Source organism: Luteibacter sp. 3190 (genome assembly GCF_031456385.1).
Taxonomy (GTDB): Bacteria; Pseudomonadota; Gammaproteobacteria; order Xanthomonadales; family Rhodanobacteraceae; genus Luteibacter.
This window is the reverse complement of the sequence record NZ_JAVDUO010000001.1, coordinates 1,643,324-1,666,822: the sequence shown is the minus strand read 5'-3', so window position 1 is coordinate 1,666,822 and position 23,499 is coordinate 1,643,324. Positions and strand designations below refer to the sequence as shown.

Here is a 23,499-nt window from a genome sequence, read left to right as displayed (position 1 = left end):
AGTCCCTCAGGCCTCGCCAGCCCAGCGTCCGAGCCGCTGGCCGACGACAACCTGTTGTTGCGGTTGAAGTTCGTCCAGTTCGTAGCCCTCCGGCAGGAGCAGGATCACGGTCGAGCCCATGTTGAAGCGGGCCATCTCGCCGAAGCGTTCGAGGCGGACGCCGCGGCCCCGGCAGTCGTTGCGACGGATCTCATGGGCGTAGGGCGGAATCGCCAGCCCGTCCCACACGGTGGCCACGCTGGAGACCAGGATGGCACCGACCATCACCGACACGAACGGGCCATGCGCACCGTCGAAGTGGCAGACGAGGCGCTCGTTGCGTGCGAACAGGCGCGGAATCGCCTCGACGGCGAAGGGGGCCACGCTGAAGATGCGGCCGGGCACGTGCGTCGTGCCCGTGAGCTCGCCTTCCAGCGGCATGTGCACGCGGTGGTAATCGCGCGGCGACAGGTAGATCGTGACGAAGCTGCCGTTGCGGAAAGGTGCCGCCGCGGCCTCGTCCCCGAGCAGCTCGGCGGCGGTGTATTCCTGGCCCTTGGCCTGGAAGATGCGGCCGTCGCGGATGCGCCCCGACTGGCTGATCCGGCCGTCCGCCGGCGAAACGATCGCCTGCGGGTCCGGGTCCGCGCGCCGCGCATCGGGCTTCAGCTTGCGGGTGAAGAACGCGTTGAAGTGCTGGTAGGCGAACGGATCCGGCTGCGCGGCCTGGCTCATGTCCACGTCGTAGCGCTTGACGATCTCCCCGATGAGGAAGTTCTTCCATGGGGCCCATTCCCAGCGCGTCGCCTGGTAGACGATGCGGGAAAGGAAGCGGTGGGGGAGGATGTACTGCAGCAGGACGTTGGGCTTCATGCGCGGGAGTATAGGGGAGCGCGCCCGATCCACCACCCTCGTCCCGGCCGTCCGGCATAACCATTCCTCCACGCCCGCTTAATGGTTGGCGCGCGATAACCGCGCCGGGACGATCCGTTCGCTGCGTAACGGGTCGATGCCGCGCAGCGGCCATGGAGGCCGGGGCGTGGGCGAGCAGGGGGGAGCCTGCGGCCGTAAACGGACGTGCCACGCGCGCCAGAACCACCGGACACCGGTGGTCGCGACGGGGTAGACGACATGGAATCGTGGCACGCGGCAGCACGCTCCTCGCGGGGCGGCATCGGGATGCATCGCGTTCTCTCCGCCGGCATCGCGCTGGCGCTCCTTGGCACTCCGGTCGACGCCATCGCGCAGACCGTCACGTTGCCGGCCTATAACCCTGTCGACAACGACGCGAAAGTCGGCCAGACGATCGTCGACCCCGGCGGGACCGTCACGCTCAGCGGCAACCAGCAGTTCGTGCCCGGCGTCGCGGGCGGCCAGGACACGACCCTCGGCGCCCTCGACGCGCTGGGTCGCATCCAGTCCGGCAAGGAGTGGATCGGCGCGGCGCGGCTCAATCCCGGCACGCAGAACTTCGGCGTGAGCGTGCCGGACCCGATCACGGGCGGACGGCGCGTCGTGTCGGCCTACAACTCCGCGAACCTCGTGCCCCTTACTCCCTACACGGAGGCCAGCACCGTTCCCGACACGGTGGACGTCGAGGATCAGCAGTACCTCGACGCGCGCATCGGGACGGTGACATCGGCGGGTGGCCGCCTGAACGTCGCCATCGGACAGCCGGGCGCCGAAAGCGGGGCGTCGACCAACGCGTGGACGATGGCGGCGAAGCAGAGTTCGCTGTTCTTCGCGGACGGAACGGGCGGCGCGGCCAGCGACATCGAGTGGACCTCCAGCAACCGCATCATCTTCATCGGCCAGGTCGCCGAGCCCAGCGTGCCGCAGACGTTCGGCGTCACGTTCGTCTCGCATTACGGCGGCACGTTCGCCGTCACCACCACCGACGGCGCCAGCACGACGCACACGGTGACCAACGACGCGGAACTGCGCGCGTACAACGATTTCCTCATCGCGCAGATGCAGGCGGGCAACCTCGATCCCGCCCGTTACGGCGCGCTTTTCGCCCTTGGCTACACGTCGACGACCGAGCAGATCGTCTATGGCATCACCGCGGACAGTCCGCCCGACGAAGTCGCGCAGCCGATCGGAAATCGCATCGCGATGCACCTCGTCGGATCGAACGCCCACGGGCACGTCGCGGCCGGCGCGATGCTGGAAGTGCAGAACGCGAACAATGGCGCGGTGCGCGCGGAGGGTGGGGCGAGCGCCGTGATCGACGGCACGCTGGCCACGGTGCACGCCACCGGCGACGGCACGGCGCTCCTGCTGACCGGTGGCAGCACGGGCACCAACAACGGCGTCATCAACGGCAACTTCTTCCGCAACGCGGCGGGTCTGATCATCAACGGACAGGTCGGCTCGAACGTCGTCGACGTGGTCGCCGGCAGCACGTTCGACAATCCGGGAATACTGAACCTCGCCACCGGCGCGACGAACGGCGCCGGCAAGTCGACGGGCATCCGGGTGGGGGCGGGGAGCGTCGCCACGAACGCGGGCATCGTCAACGTGGGCGTCACCGGCTCGCGCTCGAACGGTTCGATGGACGGGGTGTACGTCAACGACGCGACCGCGCGCTTCACCAACACGGCCACCGGCACGATCTACATCGGCCGCGGTCCTCAGACCGATCCCGCCGCGCCGTCGTTCGACATCGCCGTGAACCAGGGCACGCTCACGACCGGCATCAACGTGCCCGTCGCGGGCAGCGTCACCAACCTCGGTCGCATCGCGATCGGTACGTTCACGCAGAACGCGGCGGGCATCCTCGTGACGTCGCCGACCGCCGTCGTGAACAACGCGGGGATCATCGACGTCGGCGGGCGCGCCGCGGCGGTGCCGCGCGAGAACGTCGGACTGCTCGTCCAGAACGGTGGTGCGGAGGGCGGCGTCACCCACAGCGGCACGATCAACCTGTCCGGCGTCAACGGCACCGGCATCAAGGCGCTGTCGACGGCCGGCGTCGCCTCGCTCGTGTCGTCGACGGGCATCATCAACGTCGCCGGCGGTGCGGATCCCGCGAGCGGCACGCGCAACTACGGCGTCTGGGCCGAAGGACAGGGCGCAGCCACGGCGCGGGCCGACGTGCGCGGCGCGGTGAACCTTCTGGGCGAAGGCGCCATCGGCATCCACGCGCGGGGTCGCGCGACGGTCGACGTCACGGCCGGCGCGGCTCCGGCGTTCGCGTCGGGCACGCGGCAGATCGGGTTCTTCGCCTTTGGCAACGACGCGCACATCAACGTCAACGGCGGTTCCACCCTCGATGTGTCCACCGCGCAGTCGACGCTGTTCCGGCTGGATACGGGCGCCGACTTCGACGGCACGGGCCTGACCATGCGCGCATCCGGCGCGCAGTCCATCGGGATACTCGGCAGCGGCACCGGCTCGGTGCTCAACACGAAGAACGCGGTGATCACCGTATCGGGCGCCGCCGCGCAAGGCGTGATCGCGGAGGGCGGCGCCAACGCGACGATCGACGCCGCCACCACGATGTCGCTGACCGGTGCGGGAGCGATCGCCGGCATCGCGGATGGGCAGAAGCACGCGTTGACGGGCGCCGCGACGGGCTCGCCGCTGGCGTCGACGTCGCTGACGAGTCTCGCGGCGCTCGACGCGTCGCAGGCCGGCGTCATCGGCTACATCGCACGTAACGGCGCGTCGCTGTCGAACGCCGGCGCGATGCGTTTCACCGGCGCGAACGCCACGGGCTTCATCGTGGAAACCGGCGCGCGCGGGACGAACAGCGCGACCGCCGATCTCTCCGGGCCCGCCGCGACGGGCGCGCTGCTGCGCTCGGGCGGCACGTTCGCGAACGACGGTTCGATCCACGTGGGCAGCGGCACCGGCGTCCGCGTCGAGGGCGCCGGAACCCAGCGCCTGAATCCGGCCGGCTCGATCGCCGTGGACGATGGCGTCGCGGGCGTGCAACTGCTGGACGGGGCGGGCCTGCTGCTGGGCGCGGGCGATTCGGCGATCGTCACGCGAGGTGGCGCGCACGGCGTGCTCCTCGATACGGGGGCCACGTCGCTGACGGCCAACGGCACGACGATCGCCACGCTGGGCTCGGGCAGCGCGATCGAGAACGCCGCGGAGATCGCGGCGATCACGCTGAGCGGCGCCACCCTGCGCGTCGGTGACGGCGCGGGACTGCGCACGGCGACGGCGATCGACCCCGCCTCGACGGCGGCGGTGGACATCGAGGGCAGGGGAACCGGCTACGCGTTCCGCCGGGAGGATGGGAGCGTGGCCGATGGCGACCTCACCGTCGGCCCGGGATTCGTCATCCATGCCAACGGTCCCGGCGCGACAGGGATTCAGGCGCTCACCACCGGCGCCGTGGTCTCGGCCGCCGCCGTCGACGTCCGTGACGTCGCGGGTGGCTCCGCGCTCGTCGCCGGCACGTCCTCGTCCGTGACGAACGGCGGCATGCTCATGTCGTCGAGCACGGTGTCGCCCGTGGTGGACCTTGCCAACGGTGGCGGCACACGGTTCACCAACGGTGGCGTCATCGTGGCCGCCACGCCCTCGGCGATCGCCGTGCGTGGCGCCGCGGGACGCGACGCGATCGCGCTGGCTTCCGGCGTCGTGCGCGGCGACGTGGCGACGGGCGACGGCGGCGACACGTTCGCGTGGACCGGCGGTACGCTCGATGGCGGCCTGACCATGGGGGACGGGGCAGGCAACGCGGCGACCATCGGCGCCGTCGATACCGCCACCACGTATCACCTCATGGCGGGCGACGGTGGCGGCAACACGCTGACGTTCGACGGCACGCAGGCCCGGGGCGGATCGTTCACGGCCGACGCGCTTGCCAGGGGCATCAATCTCGGCTCGGGCTGGAACACCATCGCGTTCATCAACGGCGCGTCGTTCACGCTCACCGATCACCTGCGCCTCGCGAACAGCGACGTGACGATCGATGCGTCCTCGACGCTCTTCGCCGGCGACGGCGTGCATCCCGTCATCGCCGGTGCGACGCCCGGTTCGGCCAGCGTCGCGAACGCGGGCCTGATCGATCTCACGAATGGCAGCGGCTCGCCGGGGAATTCCCTCACCATCGATGGAAACTATGCCGGCGGGCCCGGCCGCCTTCGTCTCGTCGGCCGCCTCGACGCCGGCGGGTCCCTCGCGGCACAGGCGACCGACCGCCTGCTCGTGCAGGGCGATGCGTCCGGCGAGACGCGCATCGACGCGTTCGCCGCCACCGCGAGCACGGGCGCGTTCACCGATACGGACGCGAGCGGATACGTGGCTGCCGGCGAAGGCATCTCGATCGTGCAGGTCGCCGGCGCGTCCGCGGGCGGCGCGTTCCGTCTCGACGGCGGATACCTCGCGTTCGGCCCCTGGCAATACGGGCTCTACGCCTTCGCGCCGGAAGCGAGCGACGTGGCGCAGCGCGTCGTCGGCGGCAGCGGCGGCTTCTGGGATTACCGGCTGGCCAACGTGATCGTCTGCGATGGACCGTGCCCCGCGCCGACGACCGCGTCGCCCGCCCCGACGCCAGCCGCAGGCGCGCCGTACGTCGCGCCGGCGGCGGGTGTCGCGCCACTGGCACGGGTCGAGGCGCGGGCGGCCGTCGTCCCGCAGGTGCCCGCGTACGTGGTGTCACCCTCCGCGCTGGCGCTCTATGGGTACCGCACGATCGACAACCTGCACCGGCGCCTCGGTGAGATCCGCGATGCGGAGGGCGACGAGGGGCTCGGCGGCGACACGTTTGTACGCTACCTCGGCGGCGACTATCACTACGCGACCGACCGGTCGTTCCGCGATTTCGGCTTCGACTACGATCTCGACATGCGCGCGGTGCAGGTGGGTGCGAACGTCTTCGCGGTGGACGCGGAACGTTCGGCGCTACGCGCGGGAGTCGCCTACACGCACGGCACGACACGCCTCGATCCGAAGGCCGCCGACGGCTACAGCCATGCGAAGTTCACCTCGAATTCCATCGCGATGTTCGTGACCTGGCAGCACCGCGGCGGTTACTACGTCGACATCGTGGCCTCGGGCGACCGGCATCGTGGCGACATCGATACCGCGCGTGCGAAGGATGTCGCACGGCTGCGCGGCAGTGGCTGGACAGGCTCGGTCGAGACGGGCTATCCGTTCATCCTCGACGGCGGTTGGCGCATCGAACCGCAGCTGCAGCTCGTCCGCCAGCACATCGGGCTGCGAGACCAGACCGATCGTGACGCCACGACCACGCATTACGACGCGTTCGAACAGACCGTCGGCCGGGCGGGGCTGCGCATCGACCGCACATGGCTTACGGACTCGGGCGACAGGGCGACGCCCTACGCGCGCATGAACTATGTACGCGGATGGGGCGGTCGTCCGGACGTCACCGTGGGTGCCGCGGGATACGACGTATCACGGCGGTTCGCGGGCGGGCGCTTCGGCAGGCTGCTGGAATTCGGCCTCGGCGGTACGTACACGTGGATTCGCGGGCTGGCCATTTACGGCGAAGCCGACTGGCAGAAGAACCTCGGCGACGCCGGCGCACGCGGCTGGTCCGCGAACATCGGCGTGCGCTGGACGTTCTGACGCGCTACGACGACGCGGTCGCGACCTCGGTGGTGAGGAAGTCGATGAAGGCGCGGACGCGGGGTGGCACGAACCGACTGTGGGGATAGAGCAGGTTGTAGGGGCGCGAGCGGCCGCCGAGCTTCGGCAATACCTCGACCAGGGTGCCGTCGGCGAGATCTTTCTGCACGACGAAGCGGTACGCCTGGAACAGCCCCGCGCCGGCGCGGGCGAGCGTCACGCCGCCCAGGACGTCCTCGGCCACCGTGTACGCGCTCTCGGCCTCGTACTCCACATCCTGCCCGTCCTCGCGGAACAGCCACGGGATGCGGCGCCCGCTGCTGGGCAGGTCGAACTGGATGCATTCGTGCCCGGCGAGGTCGGCGAGCGTCTTCGGCGCGCGCCGCTCCTTCAGATACGCGGGCGATGCGACGACGACCAGCGGCGCGTCTTCGAGATGCCGAACGATCATCGTCGAGTCCGCCTGCGGGCGGACGCGGATGGCGAGGTCGAAGGCCTCGTCGGCGAAGCCGATGTTGCGATTGCTGATGTGCAGGTCGAGACGGACGTCGGGATGTTCGCGATGAAATGCCGGCAGGAGCGGCAGAAGACGGTAATGGCCGTACGTCGTCGGCACGCTGATGCGCAGCCGCCCCGATAGTCGCGTTTCCTCGCCGGTCGCCATGCGCTCGGCGTCGGCGAACTGCGCGAGCGCCTGGCGGCACTGCTCCATGTAGACGCGGCCGGCGTCGGTGAGCCGGATCTGTCGCGTGCTGCGCACGAACAGGCGAATGCCCAGTCGTGCCTCGAGCCGCGCCACGGCGCGGCTCACCGCCGCGGGCGTGACGCCTGCCGCGGTGGCCGCCGCCGTGAATCCACCCAGCTCGCCCGCCAGGCAGAAGAGCTCGACGCTGCCCAGCATCAGGTCGTCGAATTGCCTGTGCATGGATTACACCATGTAACGATTCAATTGCTTCCGATCTTATTTATCCGCAGGTCGCGCATCAATAGATTATTCACAAGCCCGGGGGCCAACCCGGATCAGTGAACCTGCAGCGGAGCACATCCCATGCCTTTCATCAGCGTTCGCATCACCAAAGAGGGCAATACGCCGGCCCAGAAGGCGCAGGTGATCAGGGAGATCACGGACACGATGGAGCGGGTCCTCGGCAAGGCGCCGGAGCTCACCCACATCGTGATCGAAGAGGTCGCGATGGAGGACTGGGGCTACCGCGGCGTGCCCACCTCGACGCTCAGGGGGCCGGATCCCGGTCCTGCGTGACGGTAAGGAACAAGGCGGTCCGGGAACGTCTTTCCAAGCCGCCACGCCACGGCCGCCGGAAGCTTGGCGGAGCGTTTCCGGGATATCCCTCCCTGCTCGCACCGGGACGGGAGCGGCTCCCATCCACCCGCGGAGGTTACGTCATGAAAAGGCCCTTCCTCGCCATGCTCCTGGCGGTCGGCACGTTCGCCGCCTCACCTGTCTTTGCCAACGATGCTGACGGGCCCGTGGCAACCGGTCGACGGGAGATCCTCGTGGACAAGGTGTCGCCGGCGTACTGGCGAGTCACGTTGCACAACCCGCCGTTCAACATCTTCGGGCCGGAGACGATCCCGCAGTTGAACGAGGTGATCACCGCTATCGAAAAAGACCCGGAGCTGCGCGTGGTGGTGTTCGAAAGCGATGTGCCGGGATTTTTCCTCACGCATTACGACTTCGTTCCGCCGCTGAAGGCCACCACGAGCATGCCGAACGGACCTCTGGGCATGCCGCCGCTGCCGGACATGCTGATCCGCCTGAGCAAGGCCCCGGTGGTATCGATCGCAAAGATTCGCGGACGCGCCTCCGGTGTCGGAAGCGAATTGTCGCTGGCGAGCGACATGCGCTTCGCCAGCCGGGAAAAGGCATTGCTTTCCCAGTTCGAGGTTGGCGCGGGCTTCGTGCCGGGCGGCGGCCCGATGGCCCGGCTCCCGGAACTCATGGGTCGCGGGAGGGCGCTGGAAGTCGTGCTCACCGGTAGCGACATCGACGGCGATCTCGCCGAGCGCTACGGCTACGTGAACCGGTCGCTGCCGGACGCGCAGCTGGATGCTTTCGTCGATGCGATGGCGCAGCGGATTTCGCGCTTCGACAAGCAGACGCTCGCCGACATCAAGGCGGAAGTCGACGCGGTGAGCCTCCCATCGAACGAGCGCATCGCACGCGGCTGGGACAGCTTCATCCAGTCCGTCCAGCGTCCGGCGGCACAGACACGCATCACGGAACTCATGAAAGAGGGCCTGCAGAAGAATCCCGACGTCGAGCGGCGGTTGCCGGTCTACACCGGACGTTTGACGGGCACGACGCCCGAAAAATGACGCGTCACACCAGCGACATCCCTGACCCGGATCTCGCGATCCGGGTTTTTTTTGCCTTTCATCCACCACACAGCGAGAAACATCATGAGCAACGTACAGAAAGTAGCGGTCATCACCGGCGGCTCCCAGGGCATCGGCGCCGGCCTCGTCGAGGGCTATCGCGCCCGCGGTTACAACGTCGTCGCGACCTCACGTTCGATCACGCAGGGCCCCGACGCGGGCGTGCTCGCCATCCCCGGCGACATCGCGGATCCGGCCACGGCCGATCGTGTGATCGGCGAAGCCATCGCGCGTTTCGGCCGCGTCGATACGCTGGTAAACAACGCGGGCATCTTCGTCGCCAAGCCGTTCACCGACTACACGGCCGACGACTACGCCGCGATGATCGGTACGAACCTCACCGGGTTCTTCCACATCACGCAGCGCGCCATCCGCCAGATGCTCGTCCAGGGCTCGGGCCACGTGGTGAACATCACGACGCCCTTCGTCAACCAGGCCATCGCCGGTATCCCGGCCGCGCTCGCGAACATCACGAAGGGTGGTCTGACCTCGGTGGTGAAGGAGCTGGCCGTCGAGTACGCGCAGCAGGGCATCCGCGTCAACGCCGTGGCCCCCGGGTTCATCCGCACGCCGCTGCACAGCGCGGAGGCGCTCGAGTTCCTCGGCACGCTGAATCCGCAGAAGCGGGTGGGCGAGGTGAGCGACGTCGTCGACGCGGTGCTCTACCTGGAGTCGGCGGGCTTCGCCACGGGCGAGGTGCTCTATGTCGACGGCGGCCAGAACGCGGGTCGTTGATTCCCACCCGTCGCGGGCTGGCCGCGATACCGCGAGGGTGCACGTCCGGTGCACCCCCGCGATGCCACGAGGATTTCCCATGAGTGACAACCCGACACCTTTCGCCCTGCAGATCGCCTCCGACGTCATCTGCCCGTGGTGTTACATCGGCAAGCGCAGCCTCGACAAGGCGCTGGCGCGACTGGCGGAGAAAGGCATCGACATCGATGTCGAATGGATGCCGTATCAGCTCAATCCGACGATGCCGCCCGAAGGCATGGATCGCCGCACGTTCCGTAGCGCACGTTTCGGCAGCTGGGCGAACGCCTCGGCGATGGACGCCCGCGCGGTCGCGGCGGGACGCGCCGTCAGCGCGGTCTTCGACTACGACGCGCAGACCCGCACACCCAGCACGCTCGCCGCCCACGCCCTGTCTCGACTCGCGTACGCCGAAGGTGGTTCGTCGCTGCAGCACGACGTGATCGACGCGCTGTTCGTCGCCTACTTCGCGCAAGGCAGGGACATCGGCGACCACGCTGTGCTCGACGCCGTCGCCGTGGATAGCGGCATGTCGCCAGGCGCCGTGGAGCGATCCATCCCGCTGCGTGACGAGATTCCCCGGCTCGAAAGAGCGGTACGCGAGGCCGGCATCACGGCCGTGCCGAGCTACATGACCGGCGGCCGGCTGCTCTTCGCCGGTTCGCAGGACGTGGATGGCTACGTCCGCTTGCTGGAGGCCGCGGCGGTGGCGGCGGCGTGAAGCGGACGCCCTGTGCACCCAGGGTGAAGCAGAATCCGGGCGGCGCCAGCCGCGATGAATGACGACGACTCGACAAGAGGGTTGGTGCGCAGTCACTTGTCGATGGGGTGCCGCTTATGCAGACGAATCGTCGCCGTGGACCGTTCGTTCCGCGTTGCGTGGAGTGAGGATTCGAGAGAAAGTGAACGTGTCGGAATCGCCATGCCCCGGCGATGGACAGGGGCAATGACAAGGAGCGCGTTATGAAAATCGCCTGTATGGGTTTCGTCGCATGTGTGGCCACGGTTTGCTCAGGTGCGGCGACGGCATAGCACCCGGCTCTTTCGTCACCGACCGGTGCGACCGACGTGTCGCGGTCGAAGGCGGAATACCCCCCGACGATTGTTGAGTTCGAGGGTGCGAAGATCGGTGAACTCGGGGAATACACGGAAAACGGCGTCAAGTTCAAGCGGTGGATCAACTTGCCGCATGCTGGTTTCACGACCAAGGGTGCCGACGGCAAGATCTTCAAAGGCAAGTATCTTGTCATCTCGGGCAAGGACGCTGGCGTCCTCATCACTTTGCCCAAGACGGGTGCATGCCGCGTGTCGTTCGATACCGACTGGAGCGAGGATTCGGGGGCCGCCTACGGGGTGGCGCACGAGGGCGGACTCGTGACGGGACAGAACATTTTTCGCGATACGAAACGGGTAACGATCTCCTACCAGTTCCCGCTGGACCAGATCCTCGTTTCGCACAGTGTCACAAGCGCGCCGCACGAGCCGGTCGGCTACATCGACAACATCAGGATCGAGGTCCCGGATGGAGGCTGCCGTTGATTCGTGCGTATCTATTGAGGTGCGTCAGGGTCCACTGACGCACCTGAGCGAATCGGAATGAGTGGATTCCACAAGCCAGCAGCGCGGCGGTTCGTGCAACGTAGGCGAGGATGTCGCTTCGGTCGGCATCCTCCCATAGCCGGCCCCTATCGACGCGATGAAGAGAATGAATTTCCCTTGCGGGTCGGCTGTACCTAACGTTGCAGCCTCGCCGCGGCGACCGCCGCGGCACGACCTATCGCAAGGGTGATACCTGGATGAGCAAGCTGACCACCGCCTTCGGCGCCCCCGTCGTCGACGACAACAACACCATGACGGCGGGGCCGCGTGGCCCGGCCCTTCTGCAGGACGTCTGGTTCCTCGAGAAGCTGGCGCACTTCGATCGCGAGGTCATCCCCGAGCGTCGCATGCATGCCAAGGGCGCGGGAGCCTTCGGCACGTTCACCGTCACCCACGACATCACGAAGTACACCCGCGCGAAGATCTTCTCGGAAGTGGGCAAGAAGACCGAGATGATGGCTCGCTTCTCGACGGTGGCCGGCGAGCGTGGAGCGGCGGACGCCGAGCGCGACATTCGCGGCTTCGCGCTGAAGTTCTACACGGAAGAGGGCAACTGGGACCTCGTCGGCAACAACACGCCGGTGTTCTTCATCCGCGATCCGCTGAAGTTCCCCGACCTCAACCATGCGATCAAGCGCGATCCGCGGACCGGCCTGCGCAGCGCGAACAACAACTGGGACTACTGGACGCTGCTGCCCGAGGCGCTGCACCAGGTCACCATCGTGATGAGCGAGCGCGGCATCCCGAAGTCGTTCCGTCACATGCATGGCTTCGGCAGCCATACCTACAGCTTCATCAACGCGGCCAACGAGCGCTTCTGGGTGAAGTTCACGTTCCGGACCCAGCAGGGCATCCAGAATTACACCGACGCCGAGGCGGGCGCCGCCATCGCCGGCGATCGCGAGACCCACCAGCGCGACCTCTACGAATCGATCGAGCGCGGCGAGTTCCCGAAGTGGACGCTCTACGTGCAGGTGATGCCGGAAGCCGACGCGGCGAAGACGCCGTACAACCCGTTCGACCTGACCAAGGTATGGCCGCACGGCGACTATCCGCTGATCGAGGTCGGCGTGATGGAGTTGAACCGGAATCCGGAGAATTTCTTCCAGGACATCGAGCAGGCGGCCTTCTCGCCGGCGGTGATCGTGCCGGGCATCGGTTTCTCGCCCGACAAGATGCTGCAGGGTCGACTGTTCTCGTACGGCGACACGCAGCGCTATCGCCTGGGTGTGAACTACGCCCAGATCCCGGTGAACGCCGCGCGCTGCCCGGTGCACAGCTACCATCGCGACGGCGCCATGCGCGTGGACGGCAACGGTGGCGGTTCGACGCACTACGAGCCGAACAGCTACGGCGCCCTGCAGGCGCAGCCGGACTTCTCCGAGCCGCCGCTGGATCTGGGTGAAACGGTGGCCAAGCGCTGGAACCACCGCGAGGACACCGACTACTTCTCGCAGCCGCGCAAGCTGTTCGAGATGATGTCGGCGGAGCAGCGCGCCGTGCTGTTCGGTAACACCGCGCGGGCGATCAAGGGCGCGTCGCAGCAGGTCGTCGATCGGCACATCGCCAACTGCACCGCCTGCCATCCGGAGTACGGCCAGGGCGTGGCCGAGGCGATCCGCCAGCTGGGCTGAGGCGTCGCGCTCCGTCACTTCGCGCGCGAGCGCGCTCCCACCCGGTGGCAGATGTCTCGCTACCGGCGGGTGGGAGCGCGCTCGCGCGCGAATGGCGCCCTACCTCGCGCGTCACTGAGTCACGGGCAACTCCACGTACGTGCCGCTCGCCCCATCGCGAACGATCCGCTGCGTCGCCTTGCGGTAGTCCGCCGGCTTCGCATTGAAGATGTTCGGCACGAAGGTCTGCGGGTTGCGGTCGTACAGCGGGAACCAGCTCGACTGGATCTGCACCATCACGCGATGGCCCGGCTGGAACACGTGGTTCACCGTGGGTAGCGGGATCTCGTAGGGCAGCGGCCGGTCGGGCGTGAGCGCCTTCGGCCGGTCGTATCCCTCGCGGTAGCGCCCGCGGAAGATCTCCATCGCCACCGGCAGCTGGTAACCACCCATCGACGGTTTCTCTTCGACCTCGTCGGGATAGACGTCGATCAGCTTGACGACCCAGTCGCTGTCCGTGCCGCTGGTGGAGGCGAGCAGGTGCACGAGCGGTTCGCCGGCCACGCCCATCGGCTTGTCGAGCACGGGCGACACATAGGTGAGCACGTCGGTGCGCGTGGCGAACTGGCGCTGGTCGTCGACCAGCCATTCGGGCCAGCTTTCCACCTGGTCGGGGACACCGTGCGACCACGACTGGATCGGGCGCACGCGATAGGGCACCGGTTTCGCCGGGTCGGACACGTATTCGTCCGAGCCGGCGGCGGGCACCGCTTCGCCCAGGCCGCCATCGGCCTGCACGTACCAGCGGTGGTTCACCGGCGCGCCACCGTGCCGGGACGACGACGGCCAGGTATCGAGCTTGCGCCAGACGTTGTCGCCGGTCACGAACGCGTTGACCGGCGCGATATCCGCTCGAGGCGCCTCATCCTTGAGGTATTGCGCGAGGAACGGTCGGAGGATCTCGCGGCGGAACGTCGTGCCGGTGTCGCTGCCGAGATCGAGGGCGCCGATCGTGTTCGCCTTCTCCCAGGTCTTGGCGTGCCGCCACGGACCGATCACCAGCCACAGCTTCTCGTGCGTCGGATCGCGTGGTGCCAGCGCGCGGTAGACCGCCATGTCGCCGTAGTTGTCTTCCTGGTCCCAGAGGCTGTGCACGAGCATCGTGGGTACCGTCATGGGCTCCTTCGCGGCGATGCGATCGAGCGCCTGCTCGGACCAGAAGCTGTCGTAGGCCGGGTGCGCGAGCAGCTTCTGCCAGAAGCCCAGCGCCTCCATGCCGTAGGCGCGGCCGATGTCGCCTGCCGAGCCGCCGCGGAGGTAGAGATCGTAGTCGTCGCGGTAGCCGCTGGACCAGCCGATGTCGCTGCCGCGGGAGTTCACCATGCCATAGATGTAGGGGATCATCTGCTGGCGGAAGGCGCCGCGGTGGAACCAGTCGTCGCCCATCCAGCCGTCGATCATCGGGTTGATCGGCACGGCGACCTTGAGCGCGGGATGCGGACGGATCGTGGCGACCATCGCCTCGAAGCCGTCGTAGCTGATGCCGATGATGCCGACCTTGCCGTTGGACTCGGGCACGTGTTTCACGAGCCAGTCGATCGTGTCGTAGATGTCGGACGATTCATCGATCGGCGTGGGATTGCCATGGCCGCTGGGGGGACGATTCATCACGAAGTCGCCCTCGGAACCGTGCTTGCCGCGGATGTCCTGGATCACCCGGATGTAGCCGTCCTGCGCGACGATGTCGGCGGGGTTGTCGTAGCCGCGCAGCATCGTGTCGAGCCGCGGGCTGTCGGAGCGATGGCCCATGCCGTCGGCTCCATAGGGTGTTCGCGTGAGCAGGATGCCGGCGTGCCGGGCGCCCTTCGGCAGCACGATGACGGTGTGCAGCTTCACGCCGTCGCGCATGGGAATGTCGATCGTTCGCCGTTCGTAATCGAAGCCCGCGGTCACCGGCGTGAACGTCGCCGGGATTTCCGTGGGCAGATCCTTGTAGGTCCGCTCGCCACCGGCCGCCGGGGTCGCGAGGACCCCGGCGGCGAGCGCGACGAAACCGAGTCGCAACAGTGCTTGCATGACGTCTCCGTCAGAAGTCGTAGGTGATGCCGAAGCGGGCGTAGCGCGGCTGCGTGTAGCTGATGACCTGGTTGTAGCCATCGTTGATCGACTTGCTGCTGCCGGATACGGGGTTGCGCTGCTCGGCGCGCTGCTGGTTCAGCACGTTGAACACGGAAACGTTGAAGGCCAGCTTGCGGTCGGCCCAGAGCGGACGGTATTCGACGTTGAGGTCGACCAGCTGCTGCCACGGTTCGCGGCCCTTGGCGCCGTACGCGGACGGTTCGCCGAAGCAGAAGTGATAGTAACTGCCGTAGCCCGACGGATCGCTCTCGTTCGCGCCATAGCGGCCCAGGCAGGACTTCGGCGTGCCCGACTGCACCGTCAGGTTGGCCGAGAGCAGCCACTCGGCGGCGAGCTGGTACGAGCCGTAGATCTTTAGCTGGTGCTTGCGGTCGTTCGGCAGATAACCGTTCGCGTAGTCCATCAGCGTGGCGTAGTCCCAGTCGCGCGATGCCGACACCGAACCCTGGCCGACGTCGGAACGCACCTGGCCTTCGGTGTTGCCATAGCTGCGCGAGTAGAGGTAGTCGACCTTGGCCGCCCACTTGCCGTCGAACGGATGCGACAGGTACAGGTTCAGGCCGTAGTAGTTGCGCTTCAGGTGGCTGAAGCCGAAGTCGGCGTTGGTCACGGTCACGTCGTAGTAGCCGCCGCCTTCCTTCTTCAGCTGGTAGACGTTGGCGCGGCCGGGATTCGAGAGGTAGCAGCTGCCGACCGTGACCACGTCGATGTCCGCGCCCTGGGCGACCGCGGCGCGCGTGATGGCGCCGTTGTCGCAGACGTCGTCCAGCGCGTTGCGCAGTTTGCGCACCGTGGCCTTCGCGCCCCAGATCCATTCCTTGTTCAGCTGCTGATCCATGCCGAGGATGAACTCGTCCTGGTACTCGGACTTGATGTTCTTGGCGCTGACCGTCTTCGGGTCGGGCGGCTGGCCGTATTCGCCGTTCGGCGAGACGGCACCGCCGGTGGAGGAGGCGATGTACGTGATGCCGGTGGGCAGGCCATTACCGTCGATGCCCGTGTACGTGAAGTACTGGTTGGTCGCCAGCGAGCCGGCCGACGTGCGCAACGCGACGGAGGCGGGCATCGCGAGGAAGTAACGGCCCGCGTTGCCGTAGATCTTCATCGTGGAGTCGCCGTTGACGTCCCAGCTGAAGCCCAGGCGCGGCGCCCACTGCGGCCGCGTGAGGTTGAGGTACGGCTGGCCGGACGGGTTGTAGTTGGTGAACTGGTCGTTGCGCAGGCCCAGCGAAAGCAGCAGGCGGTCGGTCACCTGCCAGTCGTCCATCACGTACTGCGCGCGCTGCTTCACGCGCACCGAGGCGAGCGTGTTGTAGTGGCGGATGTACGCGAAGTAGCCCGTGCCGCCGCCCGGGTAGTTGGCCGGCTTGTCGACGAACGGGCTGTCACTGATGTTGAGGTTCGGATCCTGATGGCCGTACCACAGCTCGTAGCCGTCGCCGCCGATGGTCGTGCCGTCGTCGATGTCGCGCGAGTCCTGGTTGTCGATACCCGCGGTGATCGAGTGGTCGCCGATGCGGTAGTTGAGGTCGACGCGCAGGTTGCGGTTGGTCGACTCGTGATCGGGGTTGTCGATCGTGTCGAGCGTCTGGCCGTTGCCCCGCGGCGTGCCGCCGTTGAGCGCCGGGTTCTGCTGGTTCAGGCCGCCGATGAAGGGACCGGTCACGCCGGTATCGGGCGGCTCGTTGTAGTAGGTGAGCTTCGACTTGCCGTAGAGCGCCGTGAGGGTCAGGTCGTCGGTGATGTAGCTGGTGAACTTGGCGACGTAGACCATGGCCCGGGTCTTGTACGTCGAATCGGTGTTGGCGAAGTCACCGACCTCGTCGGTCTGGTAGTCGTAGTCGTACTTGTTGCCGTTCGTGCGATGGGTCTGGTTGACGCCCGTGAGCTCGAGGATGTTGCTGTCCGTGATGTTCCAGTCGAGCTTGCCGTACCACTTCGGGTCCTTGTACGTGTACTTCGTGTCGTACGCGTGGTTGACGTCGCCGATGCTGTTGCCCTCGCTCCGCTCCATCTCCACGGCGGCGAAGGCGTAGAGCTTGTCCTTGACCAATGGGCCGCCGGCATACGCGCTCACGGTGGACGTCCACTCGTGGTTCCGGTCGTTGCGCTGGACGATCGTGCCCGGCGGATGCGGATTGCCGTGGCCGTAGGTGATGTTGCGGGCGCTCGCGCGCGCGAAGTCGGGCTCCCAGAGCACCTGCGCGCCCGCATGCCATTCGTTGGTGCCGCGCTTGCCCACCTGGCTTATGACGCCGCCGTCCGAACGGCCGTACATGGCGGAGTAGCCGCCGCTGAGCACTTCCTGCTGGTCGATGGCGCCGTACGGCAGCGTGATGCCGCCGAAGCCGCTGAGCGGATCGGTCGTGTTCATGCCGTTGATGTAGTAGGCGTTCTCGGTGACCGACGAGCCGGAGAAGCTGACGAGCGTGTTGCCCATCGCGCCCTTGAAGCTGGTGCTGCCGCGGCTCGCGCCGGGTGCGAGCAGCGCGATGCCTTCGGCGGAACGCTGCAGCGGCAGGCGCGCGAGGTCGCCGGCCGTGATGACGGTGCTGGACGCGACCGTGGCGACGTCGATCTTCGGCAGCTGCGTCGCCGAGACGGTGACCTGGTCGAGCTGCTGCGCGTCCTGCGCGGATGCCGCGGCGGCGACGAAGGAGACGTCTGTCGCGGCGCCGACGCGCAGCGTGACGTTGTCGCGCGAATCGACGACGTTGCCGTTGGACTTCAGCGACACCTTATAGGTGGCCAGCGGCAGCGCATCGGCGGAGTAGCGTCCGCGCGGGTCGACCTGGACCTCGCGGACGATGCCGTTGCTGCCTTCGATCAGCACGGTTTCGCCGACCGCGGCCGGCGCCGAGCCGGCGATGCGGCCCGTGGTGGCCTGGCCGAACGCGGTGCCGGAGAGGACGGCGGCGACCGCGGCGCATAACAGGGTATGACGGAGGGTGGGGCGGGGATGCATGGGAAAGCTCCGGGAAGGCATCGTGGTTGGTTTGTATCGATTGAAAATGTGTGGCTTCGGCGGCCTTCCTGGCGCGTCTTGTTTCAGGCGTAGGCGATCTCGCCCACGGCCTTACGGATGGCGGCGATCGCGCGGGACTTCTCGCTGCGACGGTCGGTGACGAGCACGTCCACGCGGTCGGCGGGACACCAGGCGACGCGGCTGCGCACGCCGATCTTGGAATGGTCGGCCGCGATCACGATGCGGCGGGCGTTCGCGCACATCGCGCGCGCGATTTCGGCTTCTTCCATTTCGAAACTGCTGGCGCCGGCCTTCGCGTCGATGCCGACGGGCGAGAGAATCGCGACGTGCGGCTGGTAGCGCGCGATCTCGGCGACGGTGGACGAACCCTGCGTGCAGCCGATCTGCGCGTTGAACCGCCCGCCAAGGAGGTGCACCTCGTTGGCGTCGCGCGTCGCGAAGCGCGCGGCGACGTCCACCGCGTTGGTCACGATGGTGAGGCCGCTGCGCGTGGCGAGCGCCTCGGCGACGAGGTTCATCGTGCTGCCCGCGTCCATGAAGATCGTCTGGCCGCTTTCGACCAGGCTGGCGACCTTCTTCGCGATGGCGCGCTTCTCGCGCACGCGGGTGGCATGGCGCACGTCGATCGGCGGCTCGTCGCCCGTGAGCACGGCGCCGCCGTGCACGCGACGGATCTCGCCGCGTTCCGCCAGTTCCACGAGATCGCGGCGAATGGTCTCGCGCGACACGCCGAGCTCGGCGACGATGCGCTCGACGGACACCTGGCCGCTCGTGCGCAGCAGGTCGCGGATGCGGGAATGCCGTTCTTCATGCCACATGGTGTCGGTCCTTGAATGCGTGGAGGAGGAGGCGCATCGCGCCGAGCGCGAGGGCACCGACGATCACGACGCACATCGCATAGGCCGCGGCCTGGGCGAGGAAGCCGTTCTCGTCGAGGCGCATCACGGTCACGGAGGCGAGGCCGAGTGTCGGTGTGACGAGGAAGATCACGCCCGACAGCGTCACGAGCGAGCGCATGAACAGGTAGAAGAAGGTGGACACCGCGGCGGGCACGGTGAACGGAAGGATGGCGTCGCGCAGGACGTGCCGCGTGCCGCCGCCGGACGTCACGACCGCGTCTTCCAGCGCCTCGGGCGCCTGCCGCATGCCCGTCTGCATCGTGAGGAACGACTGCGCGTGGTAGTGGTAGAGGCTGCACGCCGCCACCAGCGCGGCGCTGCCGTAGAACACGCCGGACAGCGCGCCGTGGTTGAAGGCGAGCACGTAACCGAGGCCGAGCACCATGCCCGGCACCGCGGCGGGCAGCGAGGCGAGGAACTGCACGGGGCGCGACAGCGTCGCCGGCGCACGGCGCAGGCCGGCGGCGAGTGCGAAGACCAGCGGCGTGCCCGCCACGGCGGCGGTCAGGGCGACGCCGAGCGACGTGGCGACCGGTCCGTAACCGTCGGGCATGCCGGTCGTGTAGTTCGCCAGCGTGAGCGTGCGGTCGTAAGGCCAGAGCTTCACGACGCTGACATAGGCCACGGTCGCGACGATGGCCACGAGCGGCAGCAACGCGATGACGGACACCACGCCGAGGAAGAGATCGCGCGGCGCGTTGCGTCGTGGCACGAGCGGCTGGCCCGGGCGTGCGTCGCCGCTGTCCTGCCGCCGCTTCGCGAGGCGGGCGAGTCCGACGGAAAGCAGCGCGGGGGCGAGCAGCAGGACCCCGAGCGTCGCGCCCATGGCGAAATCGAGCTGACCCACCACTTCGCTGTAGATCTCCATCGCCAGCACGCGGTAGCTGCCGCCGACGACGACCGCGCTGCCGAAGTCCGTGAGCGTTTCGGTGAAGACGAGGAAGGCGGCGGCGAGCAGCGCGTAGCGCAGGCGTGGCAGCGTCACGTCGAGGAACTGTCTCCCGTCGCCCGCGCCCATCGACGTGGCGGCGTCGTAGTGGCGCGCGGGCGTTCGCGCGAGGGCGGCGGATACGATGATCGTCACCTGCGGCAGGCCGTAGAGCGTGTTCGCGAGCAGCAGGCCCCAGAATCCGTAGATGTCGGTCGGCAGGCCGGTGAGCCGATGCACGAGGCCGTTCCGGCCGAGCAGGCAGACGAGCCCGAGGCCGAGCACGAGCGACGGCGCGAGCATCGGCAACAGCAGCGCGCCGCGGATGAGCAACTTGCCGCGCAGGCGGGAGCGATGCAGCGCCATGGCCAGGCACAGGCCCAGGGGCACGGTGGTCGCCGTCGTCGCGAGGCCGATCGCCAGGCTTCGCCACGCCGCGCGGGGCAGGCCGGGATCGTCGAGGAGGCGTGCGAAGTTGGCTATCGTCGGCGTGCCGTCCGCATCCGTGACCGCGCGCCACAGCACGGTGGCGAGCGGGTGGAGGAAGAACAGGACGAGGCCGGCCACCGGCACGGCGAGGAGCAACGTCGCCGCGATGGGGCGCGAACGCGACCACGAGGACGCGGCGGCGAGGGCGTTCATGCGCATACCCAGGCGCCGCGCAGGGCGTCGACCGTCACGATCTGGCCGCGTGACAGCGAGTCGCGACCGGATGCCTCCACCAGGAGGCGGCGGCCACGCCACGACAGCGTCATCCGCGTCAGGTTGCCGAGGAACGTCGTCTCCTCGACGACGCCTTCGCCGCGCGGGTCGGCGACGATGACGATGTCCTCGGGGCGCAGGCAGAGCTCATACGTCGCTTCGGCGCCGGGAGGGCGGCGTTCGAGGAAGCCGGGCAGGGCGTCGCGCACGAACGCGGTGGGCAGCAGGTTCGCGCGGCCCACGAACTCGGCCACGAACCGCGTGCGCGGTCGTTCGTAGAGGTCGCGCGGCGAACCGGACTGCTCGATGCGTCCATGGTTCATGCAGATGATGGTGTCCGCCATCGCCAGCGCTTCGTCCTGGTCGTGCGTCACCATGATGGTGGGGATGCCCAGCCCCCGCTGGAGACTGCGGATCTCCGTGCGAAGCTGCGCCCGGATCGCGGGATCCAGCGCGGAAAGGGGCTCGTCGAGGAGGAGCATCGCGGGTTCGGTGGCGAGCGCGCGGGCCAGCGCCACGCGCTGCTGCTGCCCGCCGGAAAGTTCGTCGGGGAAGCGCGCGCCGAAGCCGCCAAGGCCGACGCGCTCGAGCAGCTCGCTGCTGCGCGCGGCGATCTTCGCCGGCGACTCGCGGCGAAGGCGCATCGGGTAGCCGACGTTGGCCGCGGCGGTCATGTCCGGGAACAGCGAATACGCCTGGAAGACGAGGCCCATGCGGCGGTCGCGCGCGGGGAGGGCGGTGATGTCGCGTCCGCCGAGCGCGATGCGTCCGGCGTCGGGCGTCGTCAGCCCCGCGACGATGCGCAGGAGCGTGGTCTTGCCGCAGCCGCTCGGTCCCAGCAGGCAGACGAACTCGTCCTCGGCGGTGCTGAAGGACACGTCGTCGAGCACCGTGTGCCCGTTCCATGCCTTCGATAGGTCGTCGATCCGCAGGTGCATGTCGCGTTGGTTCCCCTTCGGCCGGCGCGTCAGCGCGTCAGCCGTTTGTACCGGGCGATGAGCGCCGCGCGTTCGCGCGCCGCCGTGGCGAAGTCGCGCGCGGGCAGCGTCGCGACGAGGTCGGCGGGAAGGCCTTCCCGCTGCTGTTCGGCGCTGGGGACGCTGCCCGGCGCCGCCACGATTTCCTTGTAACCGCGATACAGGACGGCGGCCTCGGGCGAGGCCGTCCAGTCGAGGAAGCGTCGCGCGTCGCCGGGGTTCGACGCTTTCGCCATGAGGCCCGACGCTTCGAGCTCGTAGCCTTTGGCGCCTTCGGGAATCACCATCGAGACCGGATAGCCCTGGCGGATCGACTGCATGGCCGAGAACGCGAACGAGATGCCGATCGGGAATTCGCCGATGCGCGCGAGCTTGCACGGTGCCGACCCGGAGAGCGTGACCTGTCCGACGTTACGCGCGATGTCGAGCACCACCTGCATGCCCTTCGGATCGCGACCGGCGTCCGAGAGCGACGAGAGCAGCATGTATCCGGTGCCCGACGAGGCGGGGTCCGGCATGGCGACCTGCCCGTGATAGCGGGGCGATGCGAGGTCGGTCCACCTCCGCGGCATCGGCAGGCCGCGCTCCGCGAGCGCTTCGCGATTCACGCACAGCGCGGCGAGGAAGCCCGTGGGCGCGAACCAGCGGCCGTCCGCGGCGCGGAACGCGGACGGGATGCCATCGATGTGGGCGCCCCGCACGGGTGTGAGTAGCGCGGCGATCCGGGGCTCCAGCATGTCGGTCACCGCCATGCCCCAGATCGCGTCGTTGCGCGGCTGCGCCGATTCGGCGAGCAGTCGCGCGGCGAGGTCGCCGCTGGACAGACGCAGGACGCGGACGTCGATGTCGGGGAGCGCCTTCCTCGCGGCGTCGAGGTACACGGCGATCTCGTCGCTCTCGAGCGCCGAGTACACGGTCACGGTGCCCGCGTGCGCCGCGGCGGAGCCGGCGAGCAGCAGGATGGCGCTTCCGATTTGGCGGTATGGACGCATGGCCGGCTCGACGGATGGCGGTTCGCTTTACGTGTCACCGGGGCGGAAACGACCACCCACCGGTGTGGCGATTTGGGTATATTTGCAAACCTGTGGCGTCGTCGTCCACCAGAGAATTTTCGTTTTTGTCATCAATCCGAAACGTGTAACCGTTAGATCGCGCACGCTTTCCGCATCGGGAGTCCCGCAAGATGGAATCGTTGTCCGCCGCCGAGCGGAAAGAGTTCGAAACGTTCGCGCTGGCGATCGCCGACAACGCTCGCGCGTTGTCGCTGCCCCGGTTCCGCCGTCCGGTCGACGTGACGCTCAAGGGCGACATGAGTCCGGTGACCGCCGTGGATCGCGGCGTCGAATCGATGCTGCGCGATCGCATCGAGCACGCGTGGCCGGCGCACGGGCTGCTCGGCGAGGAATACGGCGCGGCGCGCACGGATGCGGAGTTCGTCTGGTCCATCGATCCGATCGACGGTACGCGCAGCTTCATTTCGGGATGGCCGCTGTGGGGCACGTTGCTGGCGCTGCTCCGGCACGGGCGGCCGGTGCTCGGCGTGCTCGACATGCCCGCGCTGGATGAGCGCTGGATCGGCCACGTCGGCGTCGGCACCACCATGAACGGCGTGCGCTGCCGTACCAGCGCTTGCGAGACGCTCGACGCCGCGACGCTCTACACCACCACGCCGGACATGTTCACGCCCGACGAGTGGGTGCGCTTCGATCGCACGAGCCGGGCCGCCTACACACGCCGCTTCGGCGGCGACTGCTATGGTTACGGCATGCTCGCGTCGGGTCACATCGACGCCGTGATCGAATCGAACCTCATGCCGTACGACTATCTCGCCATCGCTCCCGTCGTGCAGGCCGCGGGCGGCGTCATCACCGACTGGGAGGGCCGTGAACTGGGCCTCGACAGCGGCGGTCGCGTGGTCGCGGCGGCCACGCCGGCGCTGCACGCGGCGCTGATCGAATCGCTCGGGCGGGACTGA

Annotated in this window: 16 protein-coding genes; 8 read left to right on the top strand and 8 right to left on the bottom strand. The window is 68.1% G+C overall.

Features of this window, described 5'->3' with window-relative positions:
* Window positions 1-6: 6 nt before the first annotated feature.
* Entirely contained in the window at window positions 7-852 is an 846-nt protein-coding gene (asd, locus tag J2X58_RS07535) for an archaetidylserine decarboxylase (RefSeq protein ID WP_090175852.1), read from the bottom strand.
* A 306-nt stretch (window positions 853-1,158) separates the two neighbouring features.
* Between asd and J2X58_RS07530 the strand changes: the two genes are divergently transcribed.
* The gene (locus tag J2X58_RS07530) at window positions 1,159-6,531 is read left to right on the top strand and encodes an autotransporter outer membrane beta-barrel domain-containing protein (RefSeq protein WP_310047340.1); all 5,373 of its coding nucleotides are present in this window, start codon (window positions 1,159-1,161) and stop codon (window positions 6,529-6,531) included.
* Window positions 6,532-6,535: 4 nt separating this feature from the next.
* Here J2X58_RS07530 and J2X58_RS07525 read toward each other — a convergent pair whose 3' ends face one another.
* Window positions 6,536-7,456: a LysR family transcriptional regulator gene (locus tag J2X58_RS07525; RefSeq protein WP_310047339.1), complete on the bottom strand. Its 921-nt coding sequence runs from the start codon at window positions 7,454-7,456 to the stop codon at window positions 6,536-6,538.
* Window positions 7,457-7,579: 123 nt separating this feature from the next.
* Between J2X58_RS07525 and J2X58_RS07520 the strand changes: the two genes are divergently transcribed.
* The 6 genes from J2X58_RS07520 (at window position 7,580) to J2X58_RS07495 (ending at window position 12,914) form a co-directional block, all read left to right on the top strand.
* The gene (locus tag J2X58_RS07520) at window positions 7,580-7,792 is read left to right on the top strand and encodes a 4-oxalocrotonate tautomerase family protein (RefSeq protein ID WP_310047337.1); all 213 of its coding nucleotides are present in this window, start codon (window positions 7,580-7,582) and stop codon (window positions 7,790-7,792) included.
* A 143-nt stretch (window positions 7,793-7,935) separates the two neighbouring features.
* Window positions 7,936-8,868 carry an enoyl-CoA hydratase/isomerase family protein gene (locus J2X58_RS07515; RefSeq protein WP_090052808.1) on the top strand — a complete coding sequence of 311 codons (933 nt, stop codon included), beginning with the start codon at window positions 7,936-7,938 and terminating at the stop codon, window positions 8,866-8,868.
* A gap of 84 nt (window positions 8,869-8,952) precedes the next feature.
* The gene (locus J2X58_RS07510) at window positions 8,953-9,663 is read left to right on the top strand and encodes an SDR family oxidoreductase (protein WP_090052810.1); all 711 of its coding nucleotides are present in this window, start codon (window positions 8,953-8,955) and stop codon (window positions 9,661-9,663) included.
* A 79-nt stretch (window positions 9,664-9,742) separates the two neighbouring features.
* A complete protein-coding gene (locus tag J2X58_RS07505) occupies window positions 9,743-10,402 on the top strand; it encodes a DsbA family oxidoreductase (protein WP_310047334.1) in 660 nt (219 codons plus the stop codon).
* Window positions 10,403-10,749: 347 nt separating this feature from the next.
* A complete protein-coding gene (locus tag J2X58_RS07500; protein WP_310047332.1) occupies window positions 10,750-11,220 on the top strand; it encodes a hypothetical protein in 471 nt (156 codons plus the stop codon).
* A 257-nt stretch (window positions 11,221-11,477) separates the two neighbouring features.
* On the top strand, window positions 11,478-12,914 hold the full coding sequence (locus tag J2X58_RS07495; protein ID WP_310047330.1) for a catalase: 1,437 nt from the start codon (window positions 11,478-11,480) through the stop codon (window positions 12,912-12,914).
* A gap of 111 nt (window positions 12,915-13,025) precedes the next feature.
* Here J2X58_RS07495 and J2X58_RS07490 read toward each other — a convergent pair whose 3' ends face one another.
* The 6 genes from J2X58_RS07490 to J2X58_RS07465 all read right to left on the bottom strand — a co-directional run bounded on the left by J2X58_RS07490 (window position 13,026) and on the right by J2X58_RS07465 (window position 22,516).
* The gene (locus tag J2X58_RS07490; protein WP_310047328.1) at window positions 13,026-14,969 is read right to left on the bottom strand and encodes a CocE/NonD family hydrolase; all 1,944 of its coding nucleotides are present in this window, start codon (window positions 14,967-14,969) and stop codon (window positions 13,026-13,028) included.
* Window positions 14,970-14,979: 10 nt separating this feature from the next.
* A complete protein-coding gene (locus J2X58_RS07485) occupies window positions 14,980-17,997 on the bottom strand; it encodes a TonB-dependent receptor (protein WP_310047326.1) in 3,018 nt (1,005 codons plus the stop codon).
* Window positions 17,998-18,080: 83 nt separating this feature from the next.
* Window positions 18,081-18,836: a DeoR/GlpR family DNA-binding transcription regulator gene (locus J2X58_RS07480; protein WP_310047324.1), complete on the bottom strand. Its 756-nt coding sequence runs from the start codon at window positions 18,834-18,836 to the stop codon at window positions 18,081-18,083.
* The gene (locus J2X58_RS07475) at window positions 18,826-20,487 is read right to left on the bottom strand and encodes an ABC transporter permease subunit (RefSeq protein WP_310047322.1); all 1,662 of its coding nucleotides are present in this window, start codon (window positions 20,485-20,487) and stop codon (window positions 18,826-18,828) included. Before J2X58_RS07475 ends, J2X58_RS07480 begins: the two co-directional genes overlap by 11 nt.
* Window positions 20,484-21,485, bottom strand: a complete 1,002-nt coding sequence (locus tag J2X58_RS07470; RefSeq protein ID WP_310047320.1) for an ATP-binding cassette domain-containing protein — start codon at window positions 21,483-21,485, stop codon at window positions 20,484-20,486. Before J2X58_RS07470 ends, J2X58_RS07475 begins: the two co-directional genes overlap by 4 nt.
* Before the next feature lie 29 nt (window positions 21,486-21,514).
* On the bottom strand, window positions 21,515-22,516 hold the full coding sequence (locus J2X58_RS07465; protein WP_310047319.1) for an extracellular solute-binding protein: 1,002 nt from the start codon (window positions 22,514-22,516) through the stop codon (window positions 21,515-21,517).
* Window positions 22,517-22,707: 191 nt separating this feature from the next.
* Here J2X58_RS07465 and hisN point away from each other — a divergent pair, with 191 nt between their 5' ends.
* Complete coding sequence (gene hisN, locus J2X58_RS07460) at window positions 22,708-23,499, top strand: histidinol-phosphatase (RefSeq protein ID WP_310047317.1); 792 nt, start codon at window positions 22,708-22,710, stop codon at window positions 23,497-23,499.

Bases quoted from the DNA above. Each gene is read 5' to 3' on its own strand.
- asd (WP_090175852.1), bottom strand. From the start codon at position 852: ATGAAGCCCAACGTCCTGCTGCAGTACATCCTCCCCCACCGCTTCCTT.
- J2X58_RS07530 (WP_310047340.1), top strand. From the start codon at position 1,159: ATGCATCGCGTTCTCTCCGCCGGCATCGCGCTGGCGCTCCTTGGCACT.
- J2X58_RS07525 (WP_310047339.1), bottom strand. From the start codon at position 7,456: ATGCACAGGCAATTCGACGACCTGATGCTGGGCAGCGTCGAGCTCTTC.
- J2X58_RS07520 (WP_310047337.1), top strand. From the start codon at position 7,580: ATGCCTTTCATCAGCGTTCGCATCACCAAAGAGGGCAATACGCCGGCC.
- J2X58_RS07515 (WP_090052808.1), top strand. From the start codon at position 7,936: ATGAAAAGGCCCTTCCTCGCCATGCTCCTGGCGGTCGGCACGTTCGCC.
- J2X58_RS07510 (WP_090052810.1), top strand. From the start codon at position 8,953: ATGAGCAACGTACAGAAAGTAGCGGTCATCACCGGCGGCTCCCAGGGC.
- J2X58_RS07505 (WP_310047334.1), top strand. From the start codon at position 9,743: ATGAGTGACAACCCGACACCTTTCGCCCTGCAGATCGCCTCCGACGTC.
- J2X58_RS07495 (WP_310047330.1), top strand. From the start codon at position 11,478: ATGAGCAAGCTGACCACCGCCTTCGGCGCCCCCGTCGTCGACGACAAC.
- J2X58_RS07490 (WP_310047328.1), bottom strand. From the start codon at position 14,969: ATGCAAGCACTGTTGCGACTCGGTTTCGTCGCGCTCGCCGCCGGGGTC.
- J2X58_RS07485 (WP_310047326.1), bottom strand. From the start codon at position 17,997: ATGCATCCCCGCCCCACCCTCCGTCATACCCTGTTATGCGCCGCGGTC.
- J2X58_RS07480 (WP_310047324.1), bottom strand. From the start codon at position 18,836: ATGTGGCATGAAGAACGGCATTCCCGCATCCGCGACCTGCTGCGCACG.
- J2X58_RS07475 (WP_310047322.1), bottom strand. From the start codon at position 20,487: ATGAACGCCCTCGCCGCCGCGTCCTCGTGGTCGCGTTCGCGCCCCATC.
- J2X58_RS07470 (WP_310047320.1), bottom strand. From the start codon at position 21,485: ATGCACCTGCGGATCGACGACCTATCGAAGGCATGGAACGGGCACACG.
- J2X58_RS07465 (WP_310047319.1), bottom strand. From the start codon at position 22,516: ATGCGTCCATACCGCCAAATCGGAAGCGCCATCCTGCTGCTCGCCGGC.
- hisN (WP_310047317.1), top strand. From the start codon at position 22,708: ATGGAATCGTTGTCCGCCGCCGAGCGGAAAGAGTTCGAAACGTTCGCG.